Annotated in this window: 20 protein-coding genes; all 20 read right to left on the bottom strand. The window is 62.0% G+C overall.

The features are described from left to right. Positions 1 to 368 precede the first annotated feature (368 nt). The 20 genes from IB254_RS16920 to IB254_RS16825 all read right to left on the bottom strand — a co-directional run bounded on the left by IB254_RS16920 (position 369) and on the right by IB254_RS16825 (position 18,729). Entirely contained in the window at positions 369 to 1,595 is a 1,227-nt protein-coding gene (locus tag IB254_RS16920; protein WP_192418157.1) for a beta-ketoacyl-ACP synthase, read from the bottom strand. After that, complete coding sequence (gene fabG / locus IB254_RS16915) at positions 1,595 to 2,323, bottom strand: 3-oxoacyl-ACP reductase FabG (protein WP_008039909.1); 729 nt, start codon at positions 2,321 to 2,323, stop codon at positions 1,595 to 1,597. Before fabG ends, IB254_RS16920 begins: the two co-directional genes overlap by 1 nt. Continuing rightward, positions 2,320 to 2,808, bottom strand: a complete 489-nt coding sequence (locus tag IB254_RS16910; RefSeq protein WP_008039908.1) for a hotdog family protein — start codon at positions 2,806 to 2,808, stop codon at positions 2,320 to 2,322. Before IB254_RS16910 ends, fabG begins: the two co-directional genes overlap by 4 nt. Continuing rightward, the gene (locus IB254_RS16905; protein ID WP_192418155.1) at positions 2,805 to 4,001 is read right to left on the bottom strand and encodes a beta-ketoacyl-[acyl-carrier-protein] synthase family protein; all 1,197 of its coding nucleotides are present in this window, start codon (positions 3,999 to 4,001) and stop codon (positions 2,805 to 2,807) included. The genes IB254_RS16910 and IB254_RS16905 overlap by 4 nt, the downstream gene beginning before the upstream one ends. Beyond that, on the bottom strand, positions 3,998 to 4,603 hold the full coding sequence (locus tag IB254_RS16900; RefSeq protein ID WP_192418153.1) for a hypothetical protein: 606 nt from the start codon (positions 4,601 to 4,603) through the stop codon (positions 3,998 to 4,000). The genes IB254_RS16905 and IB254_RS16900 overlap by 4 nt, the downstream gene beginning before the upstream one ends. Beyond that, the gene (locus IB254_RS16895; protein ID WP_008039905.1) at positions 4,603 to 5,328 is read right to left on the bottom strand and encodes a class I SAM-dependent methyltransferase; all 726 of its coding nucleotides are present in this window, start codon (positions 5,326 to 5,328) and stop codon (positions 4,603 to 4,605) included. Before IB254_RS16895 ends, IB254_RS16900 begins: the two co-directional genes overlap by 1 nt. Next, the gene (locus IB254_RS16890) at positions 5,325 to 6,572 is read right to left on the bottom strand and encodes an NAD(P)/FAD-dependent oxidoreductase (RefSeq protein ID WP_192418151.1); all 1,248 of its coding nucleotides are present in this window, start codon (positions 6,570 to 6,572) and stop codon (positions 5,325 to 5,327) included. The genes IB254_RS16895 and IB254_RS16890 overlap by 4 nt, the downstream gene beginning before the upstream one ends. After that, positions 6,559 to 7,716 carry a sodium:proton antiporter gene (locus IB254_RS16885; RefSeq protein ID WP_192418217.1) on the bottom strand — a complete coding sequence of 386 codons (1,158 nt, stop codon included), beginning with the start codon at positions 7,714 to 7,716 and terminating at the stop codon, positions 6,559 to 6,561. Before IB254_RS16885 ends, IB254_RS16890 begins: the two co-directional genes overlap by 14 nt. Continuing rightward, positions 7,716 to 10,055, bottom strand: a complete 2,340-nt coding sequence (locus tag IB254_RS16880) for an MMPL family transporter (RefSeq protein WP_192418149.1) — start codon at positions 10,053 to 10,055, stop codon at positions 7,716 to 7,718. Before IB254_RS16880 ends, IB254_RS16885 begins: the two co-directional genes overlap by 1 nt. Further along, positions 10,039 to 10,743: an outer membrane lipoprotein carrier protein LolA gene (locus tag IB254_RS16875; protein ID WP_192418147.1), complete on the bottom strand. Its 705-nt coding sequence runs from the start codon at positions 10,741 to 10,743 to the stop codon at positions 10,039 to 10,041. The genes IB254_RS16880 and IB254_RS16875 overlap by 17 nt, the downstream gene beginning before the upstream one ends. Further along, a complete protein-coding gene (locus IB254_RS16870) occupies positions 10,740 to 11,165 on the bottom strand; it encodes an acyl-CoA thioesterase (RefSeq protein ID WP_008025135.1) in 426 nt (141 codons plus the stop codon). The genes IB254_RS16875 and IB254_RS16870 overlap by 4 nt, the downstream gene beginning before the upstream one ends. Then, positions 11,158 to 12,702 (bottom strand): HAL/PAL/TAL family ammonia-lyase, encoded by a 1,545-nt coding sequence (locus IB254_RS16865; RefSeq protein WP_192418146.1) that lies wholly within the window; start codon positions 12,700 to 12,702, stop codon positions 11,158 to 11,160. Before IB254_RS16865 ends, IB254_RS16870 begins: the two co-directional genes overlap by 8 nt. Continuing rightward, on the bottom strand, positions 12,683 to 13,630 hold the full coding sequence (locus IB254_RS16860; protein WP_192226881.1) for a glycosyl transferase: 948 nt from the start codon (positions 13,628 to 13,630) through the stop codon (positions 12,683 to 12,685). Before IB254_RS16860 ends, IB254_RS16865 begins: the two co-directional genes overlap by 20 nt. After that, entirely contained in the window at positions 13,627 to 14,361 is a 735-nt protein-coding gene (locus IB254_RS16855) for a glycosyltransferase family 2 protein (protein WP_192418145.1), read from the bottom strand. The genes IB254_RS16860 and IB254_RS16855 overlap by 4 nt, the downstream gene beginning before the upstream one ends. A 131-nt stretch (positions 14,362 to 14,492) precedes the next feature. Further along, complete coding sequence (locus IB254_RS16850) at positions 14,493 to 16,175, bottom strand: acyl-CoA synthetase family protein (protein WP_192418144.1); 1,683 nt, start codon at positions 16,173 to 16,175, stop codon at positions 14,493 to 14,495. Then, the gene (locus IB254_RS16845) at positions 16,172 to 16,717 is read right to left on the bottom strand and encodes a hypothetical protein (protein WP_192418143.1); all 546 of its coding nucleotides are present in this window, start codon (positions 16,715 to 16,717) and stop codon (positions 16,172 to 16,174) included. The genes IB254_RS16850 and IB254_RS16845 overlap by 4 nt, the downstream gene beginning before the upstream one ends. Continuing rightward, complete coding sequence (locus IB254_RS16840; RefSeq protein WP_008025124.1) at positions 16,714 to 16,968, bottom strand: acyl carrier protein; 255 nt, start codon at positions 16,966 to 16,968, stop codon at positions 16,714 to 16,716. The genes IB254_RS16845 and IB254_RS16840 overlap by 4 nt, the downstream gene beginning before the upstream one ends. A 9-nt stretch (positions 16,969 to 16,977) precedes the next feature. Further along, complete coding sequence (locus IB254_RS16835; protein WP_192418142.1) at positions 16,978 to 17,238, bottom strand: phosphopantetheine-binding protein; 261 nt, start codon at positions 17,236 to 17,238, stop codon at positions 16,978 to 16,980. Beyond that, a complete protein-coding gene (locus IB254_RS16830) occupies positions 17,219 to 18,028 on the bottom strand; it encodes a lysophospholipid acyltransferase family protein (protein WP_192418141.1) in 810 nt (269 codons plus the stop codon). The genes IB254_RS16835 and IB254_RS16830 overlap by 20 nt, the downstream gene beginning before the upstream one ends. Next, positions 18,004 to 18,729, bottom strand: coding sequence for a beta-ketoacyl synthase chain length factor (locus tag IB254_RS16825; RefSeq protein WP_192418139.1), 726 nt, complete (start codon positions 18,727 to 18,729; stop codon positions 18,004 to 18,006). Before IB254_RS16825 ends, IB254_RS16830 begins: the two co-directional genes overlap by 25 nt. Positions 18,730 to 18,878: the final 149 nt, after the last annotated feature.

Below are 18,878 nucleotides of genomic sequence, written 5' to 3'. Positions count from 1 at the left end.
TTTTTTCAGCAGCAGTTGTGGGACGTTTCCTAAGACATCTCTAACGAGCTGAATGACCCCCACAACGTCGTCACACCCGTAAACCTGTAGGAGCCGGCTTGCCGGCGATGGCGGAAAATCGGGCGACATCGATGTTGAATGATCCACCGCTATCGCCAGCAAGCCGGCTCCTACAGGTTTTGCATTTTTTCAGTAGCAGTTGTGGGACGTTTCCTGAGACGTCTCTATCGAGCTGAATGACCCCACAACGTCGTCACACCCGCAAACCTGTAGGAGCCGGCTTGCTGGCGATCGCGGATTGTCAGTTGGCATTGTTGTCGACTGATCCACCACGATCGCCGGCAAGCCGGCTCCTACAAGGGATTGCGTTACGACCAGCGCTTGAAAATCAGCGAGGTGTTGACGCCGCCAAACGCGAAGTTGTTGTTCATCACATACTGATTGCTCATCTGCCGAAACTCGCCGCGCAGGTAATCGAGCTTGCCGCAGTGCGGATCGACCTCATCGAGGTTGAAGGTGTGTGCGTACAAATCGCGGTTCATCATTTCGATGCTGAACCAGGATTCCAGTGCACCGCAGGCGCCGAGGGTGTGGCCGAGGAAGCTCTTCTGTGAACTGATCGGCATGTGTTCGCCGAACAGGCTGCTGGTCGCCAGTGTTTCGGCGATGTCGCCCTGTTCGGTTGCGGTGCCGTGACCGTTGACGTAGCCGATGTCCGATGGCTGCAAACCGGCATCTTCCAGGGCCAGCTCCATGGCGCGGCGCATGGTGGCCTGCTCTGGACGGGTGGTGTGCTGGCCGTCGGCGTTGCTGCCGAAGCCGACGAGTTCGGCGTGAATGTGCGCGCCGCGTGCCAATGCGTGTTCGAGCTCTTCCAGCACCAGCATGCCGCCGCCTTCACCGATCACCAGGCCATCGCGACCGCTGTCGTAGGGGCGTGGGGAGGTTTGTGGTGCGTCGTTTTTCAGGCTGGTGGCGTAGAGCGCGTCGAAGACCATGGCTTCGGTGGGGCACAGCTCTTCGGCGCCGCCGGCGAGCATCAATGGCAAGCGGCCGAACTTGATCGATTCGTAGGCGTAACCGATGCCCTGACTGCCGCTGGTGCAAGCACTGGAAGTCGGGATCAATCGGCCGGTGAGGCCGAAAAAGATGCTGATGTTCGCCGCCGTGGTGTGCGGCATCATGCGCACGTAGGAGTTGGCGTTCAGGCCTTCGGCCACCGAGTTGAGCAGCATGTTGCCGAATGCCTTGATTTCGTCGGTGCTGCCGGTGGATGAGCCGCAGGCGACGCCCATGCGCCCGTCCTTGATCGATGGGTCACCGAGCAAACCGGCATCGGCCAACGCCTGTTCCGCCGCGCCGACGGCCAGGCGCGAGACGCGGCCCATGCTGCGCAGTTGTTTGCGGGTCCAGTGGCTCGGCACTTTGAAATCATCAATGGGACCAGCCAGGCGCGTGTTGAGCTCGGTGAAACGGTCCCACTCGTCCATGCGGCGGATGCCGCTGCGGTTGGCTGCGAAGTTGCCGGCGATGGTTTCCCAGTCGCTGCCCAGTGAGGTGATGCCGGCCATGCCGGTGACGACGACGCGCTTCATCAGCACAGGCCTCCGTTGACGGCCAGAACCTGCCGGGTGATGTACGACGCTTCCGCCGACATCAGGAAATTCACCGCGCCGGCCACCTCTTCCGGGGTGCCCATACGCTGTGCGGGAATCATTTTCATCAGTTCTTCCACTGGCACGTTTTCGTCGAGCATGGCGGTGTCGATCAGGCCGGGTGCGACGCAATTGACGGTGATTTTGCGCTTGCCCAGTTCAATCGCCAACGCTTTTGCCGCGCCGATCAAACCGGCCTTGGAGGCACTGTAATTGACCTGCCCGCGATTGCCGATCAAACCGGAAACCGAGGTGATGCAGACAATTCGCCCGGCGGCGCGACGACGGATCATCGGCATCATCACCGGGTGCAGCACGTTGTAGAAACCGTCGAGGTTGGTGCGCATCACCACATCCCAATCATCCTCGCTCAGCGCCGGAAAAGCACCGTCACGCGTCAGGCCGGCGTTGAGCACCACGCCGTAATAGGCGCCATGGCTTTCCACGTCGGCTTCGAGAATGGCTTTGCAACTGGCGCGGTCGGACACGTCGAATTGCAGGATGCGTGCGTTGCGGCCCAAGGCTTCGATTTCGGCCTTCACCCCTTCGGCGTCAACCAGGCCGCTGCGGCAATGCAGCACGATGTCATGCCCGGCCTGAGCCAGACGCAACGCGATAGCGCGGCCGATGCCACGGCTGGAACCGGTGACCAGTACGGATTCAGTCATGCCTGCGTTCCTTGTGAAAAGCCTTGTGAAGAGCTTTGTGGGGTTTCATGAAGATATTGAGCGGCTTGCGGCGGGCGAAACACGTTCAGACGGGCGGTAGCGTGAATGCCGGGGGCGTTGATGTGGCATTCGAACACGCCCATGCCGTTGTCGTCTTCCAGCGAACGCAGCCCATGGATAGTCAGCTCGGTGCCGGCGGGAAAGTGGTCGACATTGCATTCGAATTTGCGGGTGCCGAGCAGGAAGCCCAGCTCCACCGCATCGCCTCGCTGGCGCGCATGGCAGCCGGCGAAGGCGGCGACGCTCTGGGCCATCAGTTCGATGCCGACCCACGCCGGCAGGCTGCCGTCGGGACGGTTGAACAGGCCATCGGGCTTGACGGTGAGGCGGGTGTGGATCTGCTCGTCATCGAACGCGAGGATCTGATCGATGAGGATCATGTCGCCAGCGTGCGGCAGCAGTTCGGCGAGCGGCCAGTCAATCATGGGGCGTCTCCGATAATCAGGCTGACGTTATTGCCACCGAAGGCAAAGGAGTTGCTCATCAGGTAGCGAGGTGCAATGGACGCCAGGCGATCGGCCGGGGTCACCCAAATCAGGGCTGGCAGTTGCGGGTCAGGCTGGCCGTCCCAGACATGTGGCGGCAACGTATGTGTTTGATTGTCAGCGCTCAGGCTCAGCCAGCAGAACGCCGCTTCCAGCGCGCCGGCCGCGCCGAGGGTATGACCGGTCATCGGTTTGGTCGAAGAACACGGCACGCCGGCCGGGAACAAGGCCGACACCGCGAGGCTTTCCATGGCGTCATTGTGTTGGGTGGCGGTGCCGTGCAGGTTCAGGTAACCGATCTGTTCGGGTTGCAGGTTCGCGCGGCCCAGGGCTTTGCGCATCGCTTGCAGGGCGCCACGGCCGGTCGGTTCCGGCGCGGAAATGTGGTGCGCATCTGAGCTGGCGCCACTGCCGAGCAGTGCAATCGATTGTTTATCGCCAGCCACTTTGGTCATCAGGAACAGCACCGCCGCTTCACCGATGTTGATGCCGTTACGGTTGACCGAAAACGGGTTGCAACGTTGTTCGGACACCGCTTCCAGCGCCGAGAAACCGTTGAGGGTCAGCTTGCACAAACTGTCGACGCCGCCGCACAACACTGCGTCGCACAGGCCCAGGTCCAACAGGCGCTGGGCACTCATCAGCGCCCGGGCGCTGGAGGTGCAGGCGGTGGAAATCACATAGGCCGGGCCGCTGAGTTGCAGCCAGTCGGCAAGGAAATTCGCCGGCGCGCCGAGTTCCTGTTGCTGATAGTCGTAATAGTCCGGGAACTGATGCTCGTGGATGTAATGAGCCAGGCCGCGACTGGCTTCATCGATGCCGGACGTGCTGGTGCCGAGGATCACGCCGATGCGGTCGCGGCCGTAGGTCTGGATCGCTTGATCGATGTCGTCGCGGATTTGCAGCGCCGCTTCCAGCAACAACTGATTGTTGCGGGTGCTTTGCTTCACCAGTTCCGCCGGGATCGGCGCCAGATCACCGCGCACTGCGGCCACTGGCAACGAACGCTCTGGAACCCAGCCGGCCTCGCTGCGCATGCCGGAGCAATCGCCGGCAAACAGGTTGCGCGCGACTTCGTGCTTGTCGCGGCCCAGGGCGCAGATCACCCCGAGTGCGTTCAGGTAGGCGGTCATGGTGTCTCACCGGACAGGGGCGTGACTTGGTACGTCGGACCTTTGGGCAGGTTCAATTCAAAGCTCATCGGTTGTGAATATCGGACTTCCCAGTGCTCCGGCAGGGATCGTTGTGCGCCATGTTGCCAGGCAGCGGGATAGTTGCCGTGCAACTCATCCTTGGGTGTCAGCGCAAACAGCAATGCTGCAAACAACTCTCGGGCTTCCGGGTTGGGCGGCAACAGGCCGTCTGCTTGCCATTGACCGTCGATCAGTTTCTGACGTGCCTGTGGAATACCCAGCAGATCCATCATCGACCAGCGAATGCCCGGGCCTTCACGTGCAATCACCAGTACCCAGTCCTGACGCTGGCCGTCCGCCAGACGCTGAATGTGCAGTTGCTGCGGCAACGGCAGGCTCGGGGTTTGCTCGGGCAGCGGTGCCTTGCTGGCGCAGGCGCTGATCAGCAGGACCGCGCCAATGAGCAAAAATCTCAACACCGCCGCATACCCTGTGGGAGTGAGCCTGCTCGCGATGGCGGCCATACAGTCGACAATTATGCTGCCTGACACACCGCTATCGCGAGCAGGCTCGCTCCTACAGTTTTGATTTGCGCTAAACATCACACAGCACCTTCAAGCGGTTTGCGCGCCACCACATTGACCAGGGTTTCTTCCCGTTGGCCGAAGGGTTTTGGCTGGCGCAGACCCCAGCGTTCAAGCAGGCCGAAATCCTTGGCGCGACTCCACCACAAGTAAGGATAAGACACGTTGTGCGGGCCGAATTCGAAACCCTGGCGACGAATCATTTCAAGGTACCCGGCGGCGCTCTTCTGCACATGCATCGGATGGCGGAACAACCAGCGGATCACCCAGGTATCAATGTAAGCCTCGGTGGATTCGGCGAACAGCAGATAACCACCGGGCTTGAGCACACGGTAGAACTCGGCGAGCGCTTTGTCCTGTTCCACCAGATGATGGAAGGTCTGGTGGCAGAACAGCAGGTCGACGCTGGCATCCGGCACGGCCAGCGTGGCGCAGTCGCTGCCGATCAACTCCACGTTCATGCCCTGACGGGTGGCTTCTGCGCCGCTCAGGTCGAGGCTGTGCGGGTCGGCGTCCACGCCGATCAGGCGCTGGGGGGCAAAGGTCTGGCGCAGGTACTGGAACGACTTGCCCTGGCCGCAACCGGCATCCAGCAACACCGGATGGGCGGGCAACGGTTCGCTGAACAGGCTGCGCAGGTCATTGATTGCCACACGCAGCACATGGTGCTGCCAGGTGTGGCTGCGCAGGAACCAGAACCCGAAGCGCGTCTCCTCGACGTAGTTGTCGCTCAAGTAGCTCATGTGGCATCCCTTGCACAGAGTTCCGACAGCATTCGCAGCCGGCGTTTCGGTTCGGCGACAAACGGATTGCGTTCATCCCAGGCATAACCGGCGAGGATCGAACTGATCATGCGGCGGATGTCCGGCGAGCTGTCCGGATGGAAAATCACGTCCTGGAACGTCCCGGCATACCAGCCTTCAACGTAGCAGCGGAAGGTGTCGACGCCGCGCTTGAGCGGTGTGGCGAACTCGGTTTGCCAGTCGACGCGTTCACCTTGCAGTTGGCGATGCAAAACCCCGGCGGCCATGCTCGCCGAACGCATGGCGATGGTCACGCCGGAGGAGAACACCGGGTCGAGAAACTCTGCCGCGTTGCCCAGCAGCGCAAAACCCGGGCCGTGCAAGGTTTTGACGTTGGCCGAATAGCCGCCGATGGTGCGCGCCGGTGTATCCCACACGGCGTTGTTCAACACGCTGGAGAGGCTTGGCGTCTCGGCAATGAAACCGCGCAGGCAATCGTCCAGATTTTCGGCACGACCGGCGAAATGCTCCGCCGCTGCGACCACGCCCACCGAGCAACGGCCATTGCTGAACGGGATGGTCCAGAACCAGACATCGCGTTTGGTTGGATGCGTGGTGACGAGGATTTTCGTGCGGTCGAAACCCGGGTGGTCGATGTGGTCTTCGACGTGGGTGAATACCGCCTGGCGCACCGGGAAATTCGAGGGAGCTTCAAGGTCGAGCAGGCGCGGCAGGACGCGGCCGTAGCCGCTGGCATCGAGCATGAAATCAGCCTCGACGCGGTACTCGCTGCCGTCCTCGCGCTGCACGCCCAGCAGCGGTTTTGCCCGCTCGATATCGACGCTGACGATCGCTTCGCCATAGCGGATTTCCGCGCCTTGCAGCGCGGCTTGATCGGCCAGCAGTTTGTCAAAATCGGCGCGCTGGACTTGAAACGTGGTCGGCTTGCCGTTGCTGAAGGTGTCGCCGAAATCGAAGGCGCTGTACTGCTCGCCCCAGGCGAATGCCGCACCGGTTTTCAGCTGGAAACCAGCCGCATTGACCGCTTCGAGCATGCCGGCTTCTTCGACGAAATCCAGGCAGTGCGACAGCAGACTTTCGCCGATGGAGAACCGTGGGAAATGCTGGCGTTCGATCACTAACACATCGTGGCCTTTGCGCTTGAGCAGCGCGGCGGCGATGGCGCCCGATGGACCGGCGCCGATGATCACTACCTGACGACGTTCCATTTCAACGATTGGCATGGGGGCTCCTTGCCGGGACGGCAGCTTTCAAAGGGATTCGGTGCATGCCGGCCAATGCCGGCAGCAATGTCGCGATAAGACCCATCAGCATCAGCGCAAAGTACAGCGGCGGGCTGATGAGGTGTTGTTGCAGCAGCAGGTTGAGAAAGACGATCTCGCTCAAGCCGCGAATATTGAGCAGCACACTTTCGCGCCAGCGGCTGGCGCCCGCAAACGAAGCGCCGGCCCAGCCAAGTCCCAGCCAGTTGCCCAGCAGTTTGCTGGCAATCGGGAACAGCAGCAGCGCAGCCAGTTGCGCCCAGCTCAGGCTGTCCATGGCGCTGTGGACGTTGATCTGCACGATGCCGAACGTCAGGATCAACGGGATCGCGATCCAGGTCTGCAGGCGATTCATCCACGCCGCCGGCATTGGCAGCACCAGCGGCACCTTCAGCGCAGCCATGCACAACAAGTAACCGATGCCGAAAATCAGCGCATTGAGCTTGTAGTGCTCGGCCACCACCAGCAACGCGAAGAAACACCCGCTGTAGAGCCGTGGCTGGCGCAAGCCGAGTACCCGCAGCAGCAAGGGCACACATGCGCAGATCAAGGGCAGCAGCAAACTGCTCAGGTGCAGGCTGCCTTGGGCGATGGCGAACACGGTCCAGCACGTGAGGTCGATGAGGATCGCGGTTTGTACCAGGCGCCGGGTCGCGGCGACCGGGTAATCGATATGCCGAAGGTACAGGTACAACACGGGAATCGCGGTAATGGCGAACAGCAGCCCGACCGCCAAAGAGCTGATCCACGGCTGTGGCGGCAACAGCCAGATCGCTGTCGCGAGCCCGCCGGCGAACGGAATGCAGAAACTCGGCAGGGCGATTTTCAGGCTCTGGCGGTCCAGGCGCAGGTCGATCACGTCACTGAGGATGTAGCCCAGCAACAGCGCGAAACTCAGGCTGTAGAGGTTTTTCAGCCAGATCGGTGCGACCAGCGTCGCGCCGCTCAAGTGCCATTGAGGTTCGATCCAGAAGTACATCAGCAGCGGCAAACCGACAGTGGCCAGCAATAACTGGCTGACAATCGGGATCAAACCGAAGTGGCGCCCGACACGCGTGGCCACGGCGAACAGTGCCAGGGCCATTGCCCAGAACAGCACGACCATCACGCTGCAGACTCCGCGACGGTAGTCGCGTGCACGTGCCGTCCGGCCCACGGGGCGAGGATGAAGCTGAACGCCAGGCCAAGGCTCACCGACAACCCGAAGTTGCTCACCGCCGGGGTGCTGGACACGGCCAGCAATCCGAACGACAGCCACGTGGTCAACGCCGCCAGCAAGGTGCCCAGCAGGCTGACGGCGGCGCCGCCGACCTGTTCGCGCATGAGGATCGCGTAATCGACGCTGATCGCCGTCACCAGCAGCAGGCCGAACAGGCTGAACAACGTCAGCGGCTGTCCGAGCCAGCCGAGACTGGCAAGGCTGCACAGCGCCGCCAGCAACGGCAGGGCGACGATGCGCAAGGCGCCGCCAAGGCCGAACGGCAGGATCAGCACCAATACGATCAGCACGCAGGAGGCGAGTTTCAGTTCCGCAGCACTGATCTGGGTTTTGGCGAATACGTTGTTCAATTCGCCCAGACGATCCACCAGTTCCACCCCCGGCAGATCCAGCGCTTGCACCCGCAGCAGTGCAGGGTTGTTCAGGCCTTGCAGGCTGACCATCGCCGCCACGCCGTCCTCGGTCGGGCCCAGCCATAACGTGCGATAGGGTTCGGCCAGCGGACCGGTCAGTGCGCTGTCGATGTCTTCGACCGGCAGTGCCTGCAACTTCGCCAATTCGGTTTTCAGAGCTTCGACCGGCACGCCGACGTCGAGCAGCGGTTGCCAGAACGCCGGCAACTTGTTCAGCGCTTCGCGCACTTGCCGTTGCTCGCTGGGCTGGCTGACCAGTTGATTCAGCGACAGATAGCCTTGAAGTTTGTTCAGATTGACCAACTGATCCAGCCGCTCGCTCAACGCGGTTTGGCGTTCGAGCAATGCTTGTTGATTGGCCGCTCGCACCAGGAAAAACTGGCTGGTGGGTTGGTAGCCGGTGATGCGCGCAATGGTCTGGGCTTCGTCGGTCAATTGCTGCGGTGCGCCGACCCACTGGCGAATATCGTTTTTGGTATCGAGCTGCAACAGACCGCCTACGCAGAAGGCAATCAGCAGCGCGAGCAGCACGGGCGTACGGGCGAACTTCAACAGCTTTTCGCGCAGTGCCAGCAAATACTCGGCGACGCGCAATGGCCATTGCGCCGGGCGTAAATCCGAACCCTTGAGCAGCGCAGGCAACAGGCACACCGCAGACAGGTAGGCGCCGAGCAGGCCGGCGGCGGAGAACACGGCGATCTGGGTCAGGGCCGGGAACGGGGTCCAGGCCAGCGCGAGGTAACCGATGCAGCTGGTGATCAGGCTCAGCGTCAGCCCCGGCAAGGTCAGGCGCAACGCCGGCCAGCTGTGCCAGGGTTTCAGGCTCCAGCTCTTGGACAAATAGTGCAGCGGGTAATCGACCGCGACGCCGATCAGGCTGGAGCCGAGCACCAGCGTCATCACATGCATATGGCCGAACAGCGCCACGCACGCCACCGCGCCGAACAGCATGCCCACCAGCACCGGGACGAAGGCCAGCAATACGCGCAAACGGCGGAAGGCCAGCAGCAACAGCAACAGAATACCGACGGTGGCACCACCGCCGACCCAGGTTATCTCGCGTGTGGCTTGCCGCTGTCCGTTGGCCGCGTAGAGCAAACCACTGGCGGCCAGCAGTTGCACGTCAGCCTGGGCCGCTTCTTCACGGCTGTGTTTGAGCAGATCGGCCACTTGCAGCGGCAGGTTCATGTCGAAAGCGTTGCCGGTGGTGCGCGCCCGCAGCAACACCCAGCTCTTGCCGTCGGCATCGGCAACCAGTGCGCCGCTGCCGATGTCCAGTTGCACCGAACCGTGTTGCGGCTGGCTGTTCTGGATGCGCCCGGTCAGGCCCAGCCAGTCATCCTGGCTCGGCACCAGGCTGAAACCGGTGAATGGGTCGAACAGTGCTTGCACTCGTTGCTGGATGAACGCGTCGGGGTGCTCGATCAATTGCTGGCGATCCGCTGCCGAGAGCATCGCCAACCGGCCTTGCAGCAGTTGCGTGCGCAGCGCCGGCAAGTCGGCTTGCAGGGTCCACTGGACCTTTTCGAACAAACCGCTGGCCTGCCATTGCTCGCCCAGTTTCTGCGCCATGGCGACGGCTTGCTGGCGATCAGTGTGACCGACCAGCACCAGCATTTCGCGGTTCAGCGGTTCTTGCATGCGTTGTTCGGCGCGCAGTTCCAGCGCGTCCGGCGCCGTGCCCGGCACCAGCTCCATCAGGTTGGCCGACAGCGGCGCGCCGTCCCGCCATTGCCAACCGGCGAGCGCGAGCACCGCCAGCAGCAGGATCAGAAACAGCCGTGGAAGCGTACGTTCACTCGGCAAAGTCATGTTGCTCCGCGTCGCTCAACGGTTGGGTGCTGGTGCTGTCCTGCATGCGCAGCAAGGTGCTGTCGCCTTGGGTTTCCAGCAGTTCGATGGTGTTCACCAATTCGCCGCCGGTGATGTTGATCTGATTGAACACTTGCTTGAGCAGCAGCGAGCGCGGGGTCAGCGTCAGTTTCCAGTTCTGCGCCTCACCGCTCAGCGACAGTTCGAAGTCCCGTTGCAGCCCGCTACTGTCGCCTTGCAGCACGGCGAGGAACAAGCGGTTCTGCTCGGCGCCGGCACTCTTGCCGGGCAGCATTTGCCAGCCGCTGGCGTCACGCCGCGCAATGCCTTTGCCGGTGATGCGGTAATCCTGTTGCAGCGGCGTTTTCAGCAACCACAGCAGGCCGTGGTTTTTTGCGAGAACGAAGGTGCCTTTGCTGGTCAGCGGCTGGGGCAGGGCGCGCAGGTGTTTTTCCTGGATGAAGTGGCCGTGGATCACATCGGGTTTGGCCAGTTGATCGCTGAGCTGTTGCAGATCGAAGGCGTGAGCCAGGCCTGGAATGCCCAGCAACACGCACAACACTGTAGGAGCGAGCTTGCTCGCGAAAAACCTGAGAGCGCCGCGCAGTGTCAGGTGTCCAGCGTCATCGTTAACGAGCATCGCCGGCAAGCCGGCTCCTACAGGGGAACGGGGGTGGCAGAAAATCATGACAGGGCCCTTGCGACGGCATCGGTGAAGATTTTTGGCGAGGCCAATTGCATCTCACGGCTGCTCATGTCGACTGCAACCTGCACGGAGACAGCGCGGGTCAAGCGTTCGCCGGTTTCCAGGTCGCTGATCAGGTAGTTGATCTTCAGCCGGTTCTCCCACTCCACCAGATTGGCGCGCACGTTCAGCTTTTGGCCAAACACGGCACCACGCACATAGCGCAATTGCAGGTCGATCACCGGCCAGGCGTAACCCGACTCGGACATGGCCGTGTAGTTGTGGCCGATTTTATCCAGCAGCGCACAACGGGCGATTTCCAGGTATTTGATGTAATGGCCGTGCCAGACCACGTTCATGCTGTCGACGTCAAAAAACGGCACGAGGATTTCCGTATCGGTGTGAAGCACTCCCTTGCTACGCATGCAGCCTCCAGTGTTGCTCGGCAATCCGTTTCAGGCACAGGCGCAATTCGCCTTCCAGTGCGCGGTCTTCGATGACCGGCGGGAAGTCCTTGGCCAGCTCTTCATGCATGGCAGCAAGGGCCGGTGGCAACGGGCGCGCGTCCTCGGCCTTGCTGCGCAGCCACACGCCCTGATTGGCGGCGAGCAGCGTGGCGGCGGCGACCTGTTCGGTCAGCTCCAGCACACGAATGGCATCGCGGGCAGCGATGGTGCCCATGCTCACTTTGTCCTGGTTGTGGCATTCGGTGGAGCGCGAAAAGACGCTGGCCGGCATGGTGTTTTTCAGCGCTTCGGCGGTCCAGGCGCTGGTGCCGATCTGTACGGCTTTGAAGCCGTGGTTGAGCATCGCTCGATCTGCCGTGGCGCCGGAAAGGTTGCTCGGCAAGCCATGGTTGTAACGCTCGTCCACCAGCAACGCGAGTTGACGGTCGAGCAGGTCGGCCACGTTGGCCACCAGGTTTTTCAGGCTGTCCATGGCGAACGCGATGTGGCCGCCGTAGAAATGCCCGCCGTGCAGCACGCGCTCGGCTTCGGCGTCGATGATCGGGTTGTCGTTGGCGCTGTTGAGTTCGATCTCGATGAACGAACGCAGCCAGTTCAGGCTGTCGGCCAAGACGCCGAGCACGTGCGGCGCGCAGCGCAGGGAATAGCGGTCTTGCAGGCGATGCAGCGGCGCGGTCGGCGCGTCGATCGCCAGATCCTTGCGCAGCCACGCGGCGACCTGCATTTGCCCCGGATGCGGTTTGGTGGCGAACAGGCGCTCGTCGAAGTGCTCCGGATTGCCTTGCAACGCGACCACGTTCAGCGCGGTGATGCGCGTGGCCAGTTGCAGCAGGTAATCGGCGCGGGCATAGGCGAGGCAAGCGAGGCCGGTCATGACGGCGGTGCCGTTCATCAGCGCCAGCGCTTCTTTCGGGCGCAGCACCAGCGGCTCCCAACCGAGTTCGCGGTGCACATCGGCGGCCTGGCGGCGTTCGCCACGGAACATCACTTCGCGTTCGCCGGACAAGGTCGCCGCGACGTAGGACAGCGGCGTCAGATCACCGCTGGCGCCCACCGAGCCTTCTTCCGGGATCAGCGGCAAAATGTCGTATTCAAGGAATGCTTGCAGGCGTTCCAGCAACTCAATGCGAACCCCTGACACGCCGTGGCACAGCGACTGCAAACGCGCAGCCAGCACCGCGCGGGTGGCTTGGGCGTCGAGCAGTTTGCCCAGGCCGCAACCGTGGAATGTGTACAGATGACGCGGCAACGCTTCGACGTGATGCAGCGGCACCGCGACCACGCAGGAATCGCCGTAACCGGTGGTCACGCCATAAATCACGCCTTCCTTGTCCAGCAGGGAATCGAGGAATCGTGCGCCCTTGGCGATGCGCTCGCGGTACGCAGGGTCAGCCTGCAACTGCGTCGGCACCTGACGGTTGGCCAGGGCCAGCACGTCTTCGATGCGCAAAGGGAGTTCGCCGAAGGTTACCGGCTCAAGCGTTGGCGTCGTCATCGGTCTTCCAGAAAGGGTAAAAGTTGAACCATTGTTGAGGTGCTTCGAGGCAATAGTGACCCAGGCGCTCGGCGTAGCGGGTCGCCCACTGATGAATGACCTGCTCGCGGTCGCTGCGCTTCCAGGTGATCGCATCGGCGAACGGTTCGAGGGTCAGTCGATAATCGCCGTCGGGTTTTTTCAGGCACAGCATCAGGTTGACCGGGCATTTCAACAGGCCGGCCAACAACCACGGGCCCTGCGGAAATTTTGCCGGATGGCCAAGGAAATCCACGGTCACGCTGCGACCGCCGTGCAACGGCACGCGATCACCGGCAATCGCCAGCCATTCGCCGCGTTCCAGGCGCTCGTGCAGTTGCAGCATGATCACCGGGTCCAGTTCGCTGACCTGAATCAGCCGCAGATTGGTGGCCCCGGCTTCGCCCAGCAGACGATTGAACTGCTCGGCGTGCTTGGTGTGCACCAGCACGTTCATCGTGACCTTTTCGCCGATCTCCGCCAGCGCGCGGCAGACTTCGAGATTGCCCAGGTGTGCGCCCACCAGCAGTTGCCCGCGGCTGCCACGCAACTGATTGCGCAGCAACGCCGGGTCGACGATTTCGATCTGCTCGATGCTCAGCTTGCCGTTCCACACGTCGAGTTTGTCGAGCATCGAATCAGCGAAAGCCATGAACTGACCGAATACCCGCCAATGGGTCGGGCGCAATTCAGTGCGAGCGCTCCAGTCGGCGAGGCGTTGCTGGTATTGCCAGGCACTGCGGCGGGCGCTGCGACCGAACAGGAAAAAGTACAGAACGATGCCGTACAACAGCGGGCTCAACAGTCGGCGACCGAGGACTTTGGCACCGAACGCAGTGAGCTTCATCAGCCAGAAACTGCCGCGCTCCTCGCGGTCGGCCCAATGCTTTTTGTCGACGTTGCTGCTCATGCTCGCCACCGTCGCCAGAGGATCACCGGCGCCCGTAGCAACATGCCGAAGAACAACCGGGTGTGCATGCTCGAAATCAGCACATTGTCGTGGAACATGCGGAAATGCGAGACACCGTCCAGCGGGTAATGGACCTTGGTGGGCAACCACTGCATCGGCTGATTGCGCCAGGCCAGGCGCACCAGAATGTCCGAGTCGAAGTCCATGCGCTTGCCGACTTTGGCCGATTCGATCACGGCCAGGGTCGGTGGCAATGGATAGACGCGGAAACCGCACATGGAGTCGCGAATCTGCAACGACAAGGTGTTGATCCACACCATCACGTGCGTCAGGTAGCGGGCGTACAACCGACCTTTCGGCACACTGGCGTCGTATTGCGGATAGCCGCAGATCACTTCGCGCGGATGGGTGCGTGAGTGTTCGATGAACGTCGCGACGTCTTGCAGATCATGCTGGCCGTCGGCGTCCACCTGCAAGGCGTGGCTGAAGCCCAGGCGTGAGGCTTCGCGCAGACCGGTCATGACCGCGCCGCCCTTGCCCTGGTTGGCGGCGAGGCGGATCAGGTAGACCATCTCGCGCTCAGCCAGGCGATCGAGCACTTTTGCGCAGGCCGGGCTGCTGGCATCGTCCACCAGAATGCACGGCAGGCCGCAGGTAATCAGGGCGTCGACCACCGTGGTGATGGCGGTTTCGTGGTTGTAGACGGGCACGACGGCGCAGGGGTTATGCATGTTGGCGTACACCTGAAAAACCGTGTTGATTCCATCGCGAGCGGGCTCGCTCCCACATAGGTTTTGTGTACGACGCCGCCCCCCTGTGGGAGCGAGCCTGCTCGCGATTGAGTGCGCAGCACTCACCAAATTTATGCATCACTCGAAGCCTCCAGCAAAATCCGCCCGCTGGAACACGTGGCGGTCTCGTTGCGATAGGCGAAATACAACTTGCTGCGTACCGGATCGAAACGCAGGTGTAACTGGATTTCATCGCCGGGGCGCACCAGTTGCTGGAACTTCAGCACTTCCATGCCGGCGAATTTTTTCGGCAGGTTCATCAACTGTTGGCCAAGGCTCAACGCCCAATCCACTTGCACCACGCCGGGCAATACCGGCGCCTGAGGGAAATGGCCGCTGAAGTAGGCGAGGTCCGGTGGCACCGCCAGTTGCAGGCTCCATTCGCCATCGGCTTCGACCTGCTCCAGCACTTGCGGTGCCTTCGGACGCGGCGCCAGCAACTGCGCTTCGACGTCGGCCTGAGGCAGTTTGCCCTGAGCGTTCAGCGGCAACTGCCGCAGTAAACGCCAGCGTCGTGGCAAGGCAAGGGCTTCGCAATGCTGGCTCAGGTGTTGGCGCAATGCCTGAGTGAGGGTGCGTCGACCTTGATTGCGCAAGGCATGCAAGCCTTGCTCGCTCAGCACCAGCAATGCACCCAGTGACGCGCGATTTTCCTGAACCACGCCCAGGCGCGCTTCGGCGACCCAGTCGTGGGCCATCAGCGCGTGTTCCAGCATCGGCAGGGAGATACGTTTTTCTTCCAGTTTGACGATCCGGTCCAGACGGCCCAGCAATTCGAAGCGGCCATCGGCAGCGATTCGAGCGGCATCCGCGGTGTGTTCAATATGGCCCGGTGGCAGGTACGGCGAGGCAATGAGCAGCGCGCCATCGCTGTCCTGATTCAATTCGATGCCGGCAAACGGCTGCCACAAATCAAGTCCCTGGCGCCAGGCAATGCCGCCGGTTTCCGAACTGCCGAAGATTTCCGTCGGCCACTGTTGCAGGCGTTGCTGCAGGCTTTGCGCCGCCTCGGCCGGCAAGGCGCCGCCCGAGGAAAACACCCGACGAACCGCGCTCAAGGCCGGCCAGTCGAGGTTGTCGCCCATGCGCTTGAGCAGCGCCGGGCTGGCGACCCAGGCAAAAGCCGGGTGTTCGCGGCTGGCGCGCTGCAAATCTTCCGGAAAGGCCAATTGCTTGCGCACGAACGAGCGCCCGGCACACAGCGGCCACAACACCCGAAACAGCAAACCGTAGATGTGTTGGGTGGCGACGCTGCCGATGATGCAGGCTTCAGCCAGATCGGCGCCCCAGAGGTGTTCCAGCGCTTCGACTTCATTGGCCAGTTGGCGCAGTTTTTTGTCGATGCGTTTGGGTTCGCCGCTGGAGCCGGAGGTGCACAGGCTAAGCGTGCAGCGATCAAGGTCCAGCGCTGCGCCACTCAGCGGCGCATGGCGATAGTCGCTCAACTGCGCGTCATCGGCCTGATCCGTCAGCCACAGATCGACTTCGCTCGACCAGCGCTGGCGCGTCTGGGGTTGCAGGTCGGCAGGCAGCAACACGCTGACCCCGGCACGCCAGGCGCCAAGCAGGGCAATCGCCAGGTCGGCGGCGTCTTCCAGATGCACGGCTATGCGCCGCACACCCTGCGCTTGCAGGCCGGCGGCCAGGCTCAGAGCCTGTTCGCACAATTGTGCGTGATTCAGCACCGGCCCGGCCGTCACGGCGCGTTCCGGTTGAGCCTTGAGCAACAGGTGCTCAAGTTTTATCCAATTCATGGGTGGCCTCGTACCCGTTGTCGTATGAGCCATTCAATGGCAAACATCAGGCCGATCAATCCATAGGAGATCAGGCCGGTGTACAACATCCACCAACTCAGCGGCGCCCAGAGGGTCAGGGCGGCGGCGCACAAACCGTTGCAAAGAAAAAACCAGCACCAGGCAATGGTAACCTGGCGGGTGTAGCGAATGGCCTTGGCCGGCAAGCGTGGCTCACGCAGGCGGGCCAGACGCTCGATCATCGGCGGGCCGAATTTCAGGCTCAACCCGAACAGCACCAGCATGAAGCTGCTGATCAGCACGGGGTACCAGCGCAGCATGGCGGGGCTGTCGAACAGTGCGAGCAACAGGCAAAACACGATGGCGACGATGGCCATCCACAGGCTTCCCGGTCGACGCACGCCCGTCACCGCTCGCGCCAGCCACAGACTGCCCAGCAGCAGGCCGAACTGCCACGGGGCGAAATGCTCCATGCCGAAATACACCGCGAAAGGGTACAGCAGCCCCGCGAGCAGCAGGCCGAGGCCGATCAGTCGACTCATGCGGCCGGCTGAACCAGACGGTAGACCGCCTCGACGACGTCGCTGACGGTACGCACCGATTTGAATTCTTCGGCGGCGATTTTCTTGCCGGTCTGGCGTTTGATGTGATCGATCAGGTCGACCGCGTCAATGCTGTCGATTTCCAGGTCCTGGTACAGGTTGGAGTCGAGGCTGACACGTTCTGGATCCAGCTCGAAGAGTTCGACCAAGGCATCGCGCAGGGTGTTGAAAATGTCGTCACGAGTTTGCATGGTCCGGTCTCAAGCTGCCTGTTTTGCAGTGACGAACGCCGCAAGGCTCGCCACGTTGCTGAAGTGATTGCGGGTGTCCTTGGCGTCGGCATCGATTTTGATGCCGTACTTTTTCTGGATCGCCAGGCCGAGTTCCAGGGCGTCGACGGAGTCCAGGCCCAGGCCTTCACCGAACAGCGTCTGGTTGTCGCCGATGTCTTGCTCACTGATGTCTTCGAGGCCCAGGGCTTCGATGATCAGTTCTTTGATTTCACGGTGCAGATCGCTCATCTTCGGCGAGCTCCTTAATAAAGTAGTGATGCAGGTAATCATTGAGCTTGCGCGAGGCTTGAGGCGCCGGGCCTTGTGCAGCGAAGGCCTGTGGGTCTATATCGGCCCCGACACGGAAACTGAAGTGCACGCGACGTTTAGGGATCCGATACCAGGGTTCAGCCTTGGTCAAGGTGGTCGGGCTAACCTTGATGACCACCGGTGTGAGAATTTTCGCACCGCGCAGTGCGATCGACGCCGCACCCCGATGGAAGGAGGGTGCTTCGCCGGGCTGGGTGCGGGTGCCTTCGGGGAAAATGATCAGGGTCTGGCCGCTTTTCAGCGCGTCGGCCGCGGCGTCGAGCATGTCCATGCTGCCGTCGTTGCTGATGTATTCGGTGCAGCGTAACGGGCCACGGGTGAAGGGGTTTTCCCACAGGCTGCTTTTGACCACACAGTTGGAATGGCGCACCAGGCCGATCAGGAACACCACGTCGATCAGCGACGGGTGATTGGCGATGATCATCTGCCCTGGCCTTCCGAGTTTTTCCGCGCCCTCGATATCGTAGGTCAGCACGCCGGTGCGGGCCATGAACCGGACGAAAAACCAGAAGCAGCGGCTGACGGTTTGCCGCGCACGCAAGCGGTGCGTCTGCGCATCGCCGGGCAGACAGCCCAGCACCGGGAATACCACCAGGCGCAGGCAAAGCCCGCCCAATCCGAAGAGGGTGAAGCTTGCGGCGGTGGCCAGCAAACGCCAGTAATAGGCGTCGCGGTTTTTTTCGGTTACCGATTGCGTTGCCAGTTCCATACACGATTTTTCCAGGCATGTTGGCAGGTGGTCTGCTGGCCCAGCAGGGTACGCAAGAGATTCAGGGCATGGGGCCAGTGGGCTTTGGACAACTCATCCGAAGTGCTGTTCAAGGACAGTTGCCAGTCATTGCCCGGCGTGAGCAACAAAGCCACCGCGTAGGGAAAGGGTACGTCGTCGATCCAGGTCGAATAGGCTTCGGGTGGCTGCTCTTCGGTGACCACCAGCAGGACGGCGGGCGCTCCTTCGCCAAGCAGCGCCGCAGCCTCTAGCATACCGTGTTCAAGGCCATCGCCGGCCGCAGCCAGCGCGGTCATTTCGCTGGTTTCGCCGCGCATGATCGACCACAGGCCGATGACTGCGTTGTGCACAGACAGGCTGAACTGGGTCGGCGACAGGGGCTGGTCGGCGGCCAGATCGCTGAGGATATCGAAGGTGCGCGGGGTTTCGCCGTGGCGGGAAATAAAGACCAACGGTAGGTCAGGGCGACCATCGGCCAATGGCCAGCCGACACTGAACGCCATCCGCGCCAGACGGCTGAGCCGCCGCCGTTGCATGGCCGGCAGAAACGAGACGTCGGGGGCGGCATCGCAGCTTGGCAGCACGACCGGTTGTCGGCTCCAGGCCTGCCAATCGTCCACGCTTTCGAGCCCAGGGGCCCACGCGCGCCATTGGGCGATGTTGAAGTTGATCACAGACATTCATCCCGCCCCTGCGGGCTTTCTTGACGAGGCAAGTCGCAAAATCAGCGATTCACCTGACGTGACGCTAAGCGTCGAGTGGCGCGCATTATCCCGTTGCGGCGGGCGCGTAGCAAATGCTGGTTACATTTTGCTCAACGAAATGTACC

It is taken from the genome of Pseudomonas sp. PDM03 (assembly GCF_014852385.1).
GTDB classification, from domain to species: Bacteria; Pseudomonadota; Gammaproteobacteria; order Pseudomonadales; family Pseudomonadaceae; genus Aquipseudomonas; species Aquipseudomonas migulae.
This window is presented reverse-complemented; position numbering and strand designations above follow the sequence as displayed.

Excerpts from the sequence above, each read along its gene's own strand:
- IB254_RS16920 (WP_192418157.1), bottom strand. The coding sequence starts at position 1,595 with ATGAAGCGCGTCGTCGTCACCGGCATGGCCGGCATCACCTCACTGGGC.
- fabG (WP_008039909.1), bottom strand. The coding sequence starts at position 2,323 with ATGACTGAATCCGTACTGGTCACCGGTTCCAGCCGTGGCATCGGCCGC.
- IB254_RS16910 (WP_008039908.1), bottom strand. The coding sequence starts at position 2,808 with ATGATTGACTGGCCGCTCGCCGAACTGCTGCCGCACGCTGGCGACATG.
- IB254_RS16905 (WP_192418155.1), bottom strand. The coding sequence starts at position 4,001 with ATGACCGCCTACCTGAACGCACTCGGGGTGATCTGCGCCCTGGGCCGC.
- IB254_RS16900 (WP_192418153.1), bottom strand. The coding sequence starts at position 4,603 with ATGTTTAGCGCAAATCAAAACTGTAGGAGCGAGCCTGCTCGCGATAGC.
- IB254_RS16895 (WP_008039905.1), bottom strand. The coding sequence starts at position 5,328 with ATGAGCTACTTGAGCGACAACTACGTCGAGGAGACGCGCTTCGGGTTC.
- IB254_RS16890 (WP_192418151.1), bottom strand. The coding sequence starts at position 6,572 with ATGCCAATCGTTGAAATGGAACGTCGTCAGGTAGTGATCATCGGCGCC.
- IB254_RS16885 (WP_192418217.1), bottom strand. The coding sequence starts at position 7,716 with ATGGTCGTGCTGTTCTGGGCAATGGCCCTGGCACTGTTCGCCGTGGCC.
- IB254_RS16880 (WP_192418149.1), bottom strand. The coding sequence starts at position 10,055 with ATGACTTTGCCGAGTGAACGTACGCTTCCACGGCTGTTTCTGATCCTG.
- IB254_RS16875 (WP_192418147.1), bottom strand. The coding sequence starts at position 10,743 with ATGATTTTCTGCCACCCCCGTTCCCCTGTAGGAGCCGGCTTGCCGGCG.
- IB254_RS16870 (WP_008025135.1), bottom strand. The coding sequence starts at position 11,165 with ATGCGTAGCAAGGGAGTGCTTCACACCGATACGGAAATCCTCGTGCCG.
- IB254_RS16865 (WP_192418146.1), bottom strand. The coding sequence starts at position 12,702 with ATGACGACGCCAACGCTTGAGCCGGTAACCTTCGGCGAACTCCCTTTG.
- IB254_RS16860 (WP_192226881.1), bottom strand. The coding sequence starts at position 13,630 with ATGAGCAGCAACGTCGACAAAAAGCATTGGGCCGACCGCGAGGAGCGC.
- IB254_RS16855 (WP_192418145.1), bottom strand. The coding sequence starts at position 14,361 with ATGCATAACCCCTGCGCCGTCGTGCCCGTCTACAACCACGAAACCGCC.
- IB254_RS16850 (WP_192418144.1), bottom strand. The coding sequence starts at position 16,175 with ATGAATTGGATAAAACTTGAGCACCTGTTGCTCAAGGCTCAACCGGAA.
- IB254_RS16845 (WP_192418143.1), bottom strand. The coding sequence starts at position 16,717 with ATGAGTCGACTGATCGGCCTCGGCCTGCTGCTCGCGGGGCTGCTGTAC.
- IB254_RS16840 (WP_008025124.1), bottom strand. The coding sequence starts at position 16,968 with ATGCAAACTCGTGACGACATTTTCAACACCCTGCGCGATGCCTTGGTC.
- IB254_RS16835 (WP_192418142.1), bottom strand. The coding sequence starts at position 17,238 with ATGAGCGATCTGCACCGTGAAATCAAAGAACTGATCATCGAAGCCCTG.
- IB254_RS16830 (WP_192418141.1), bottom strand. The coding sequence starts at position 18,028 with ATGGAACTGGCAACGCAATCGGTAACCGAAAAAAACCGCGACGCCTAT.
- IB254_RS16825 (WP_192418139.1), bottom strand. The coding sequence starts at position 18,729 with ATGTCTGTGATCAACTTCAACATCGCCCAATGGCGCGCGTGGGCCCCT.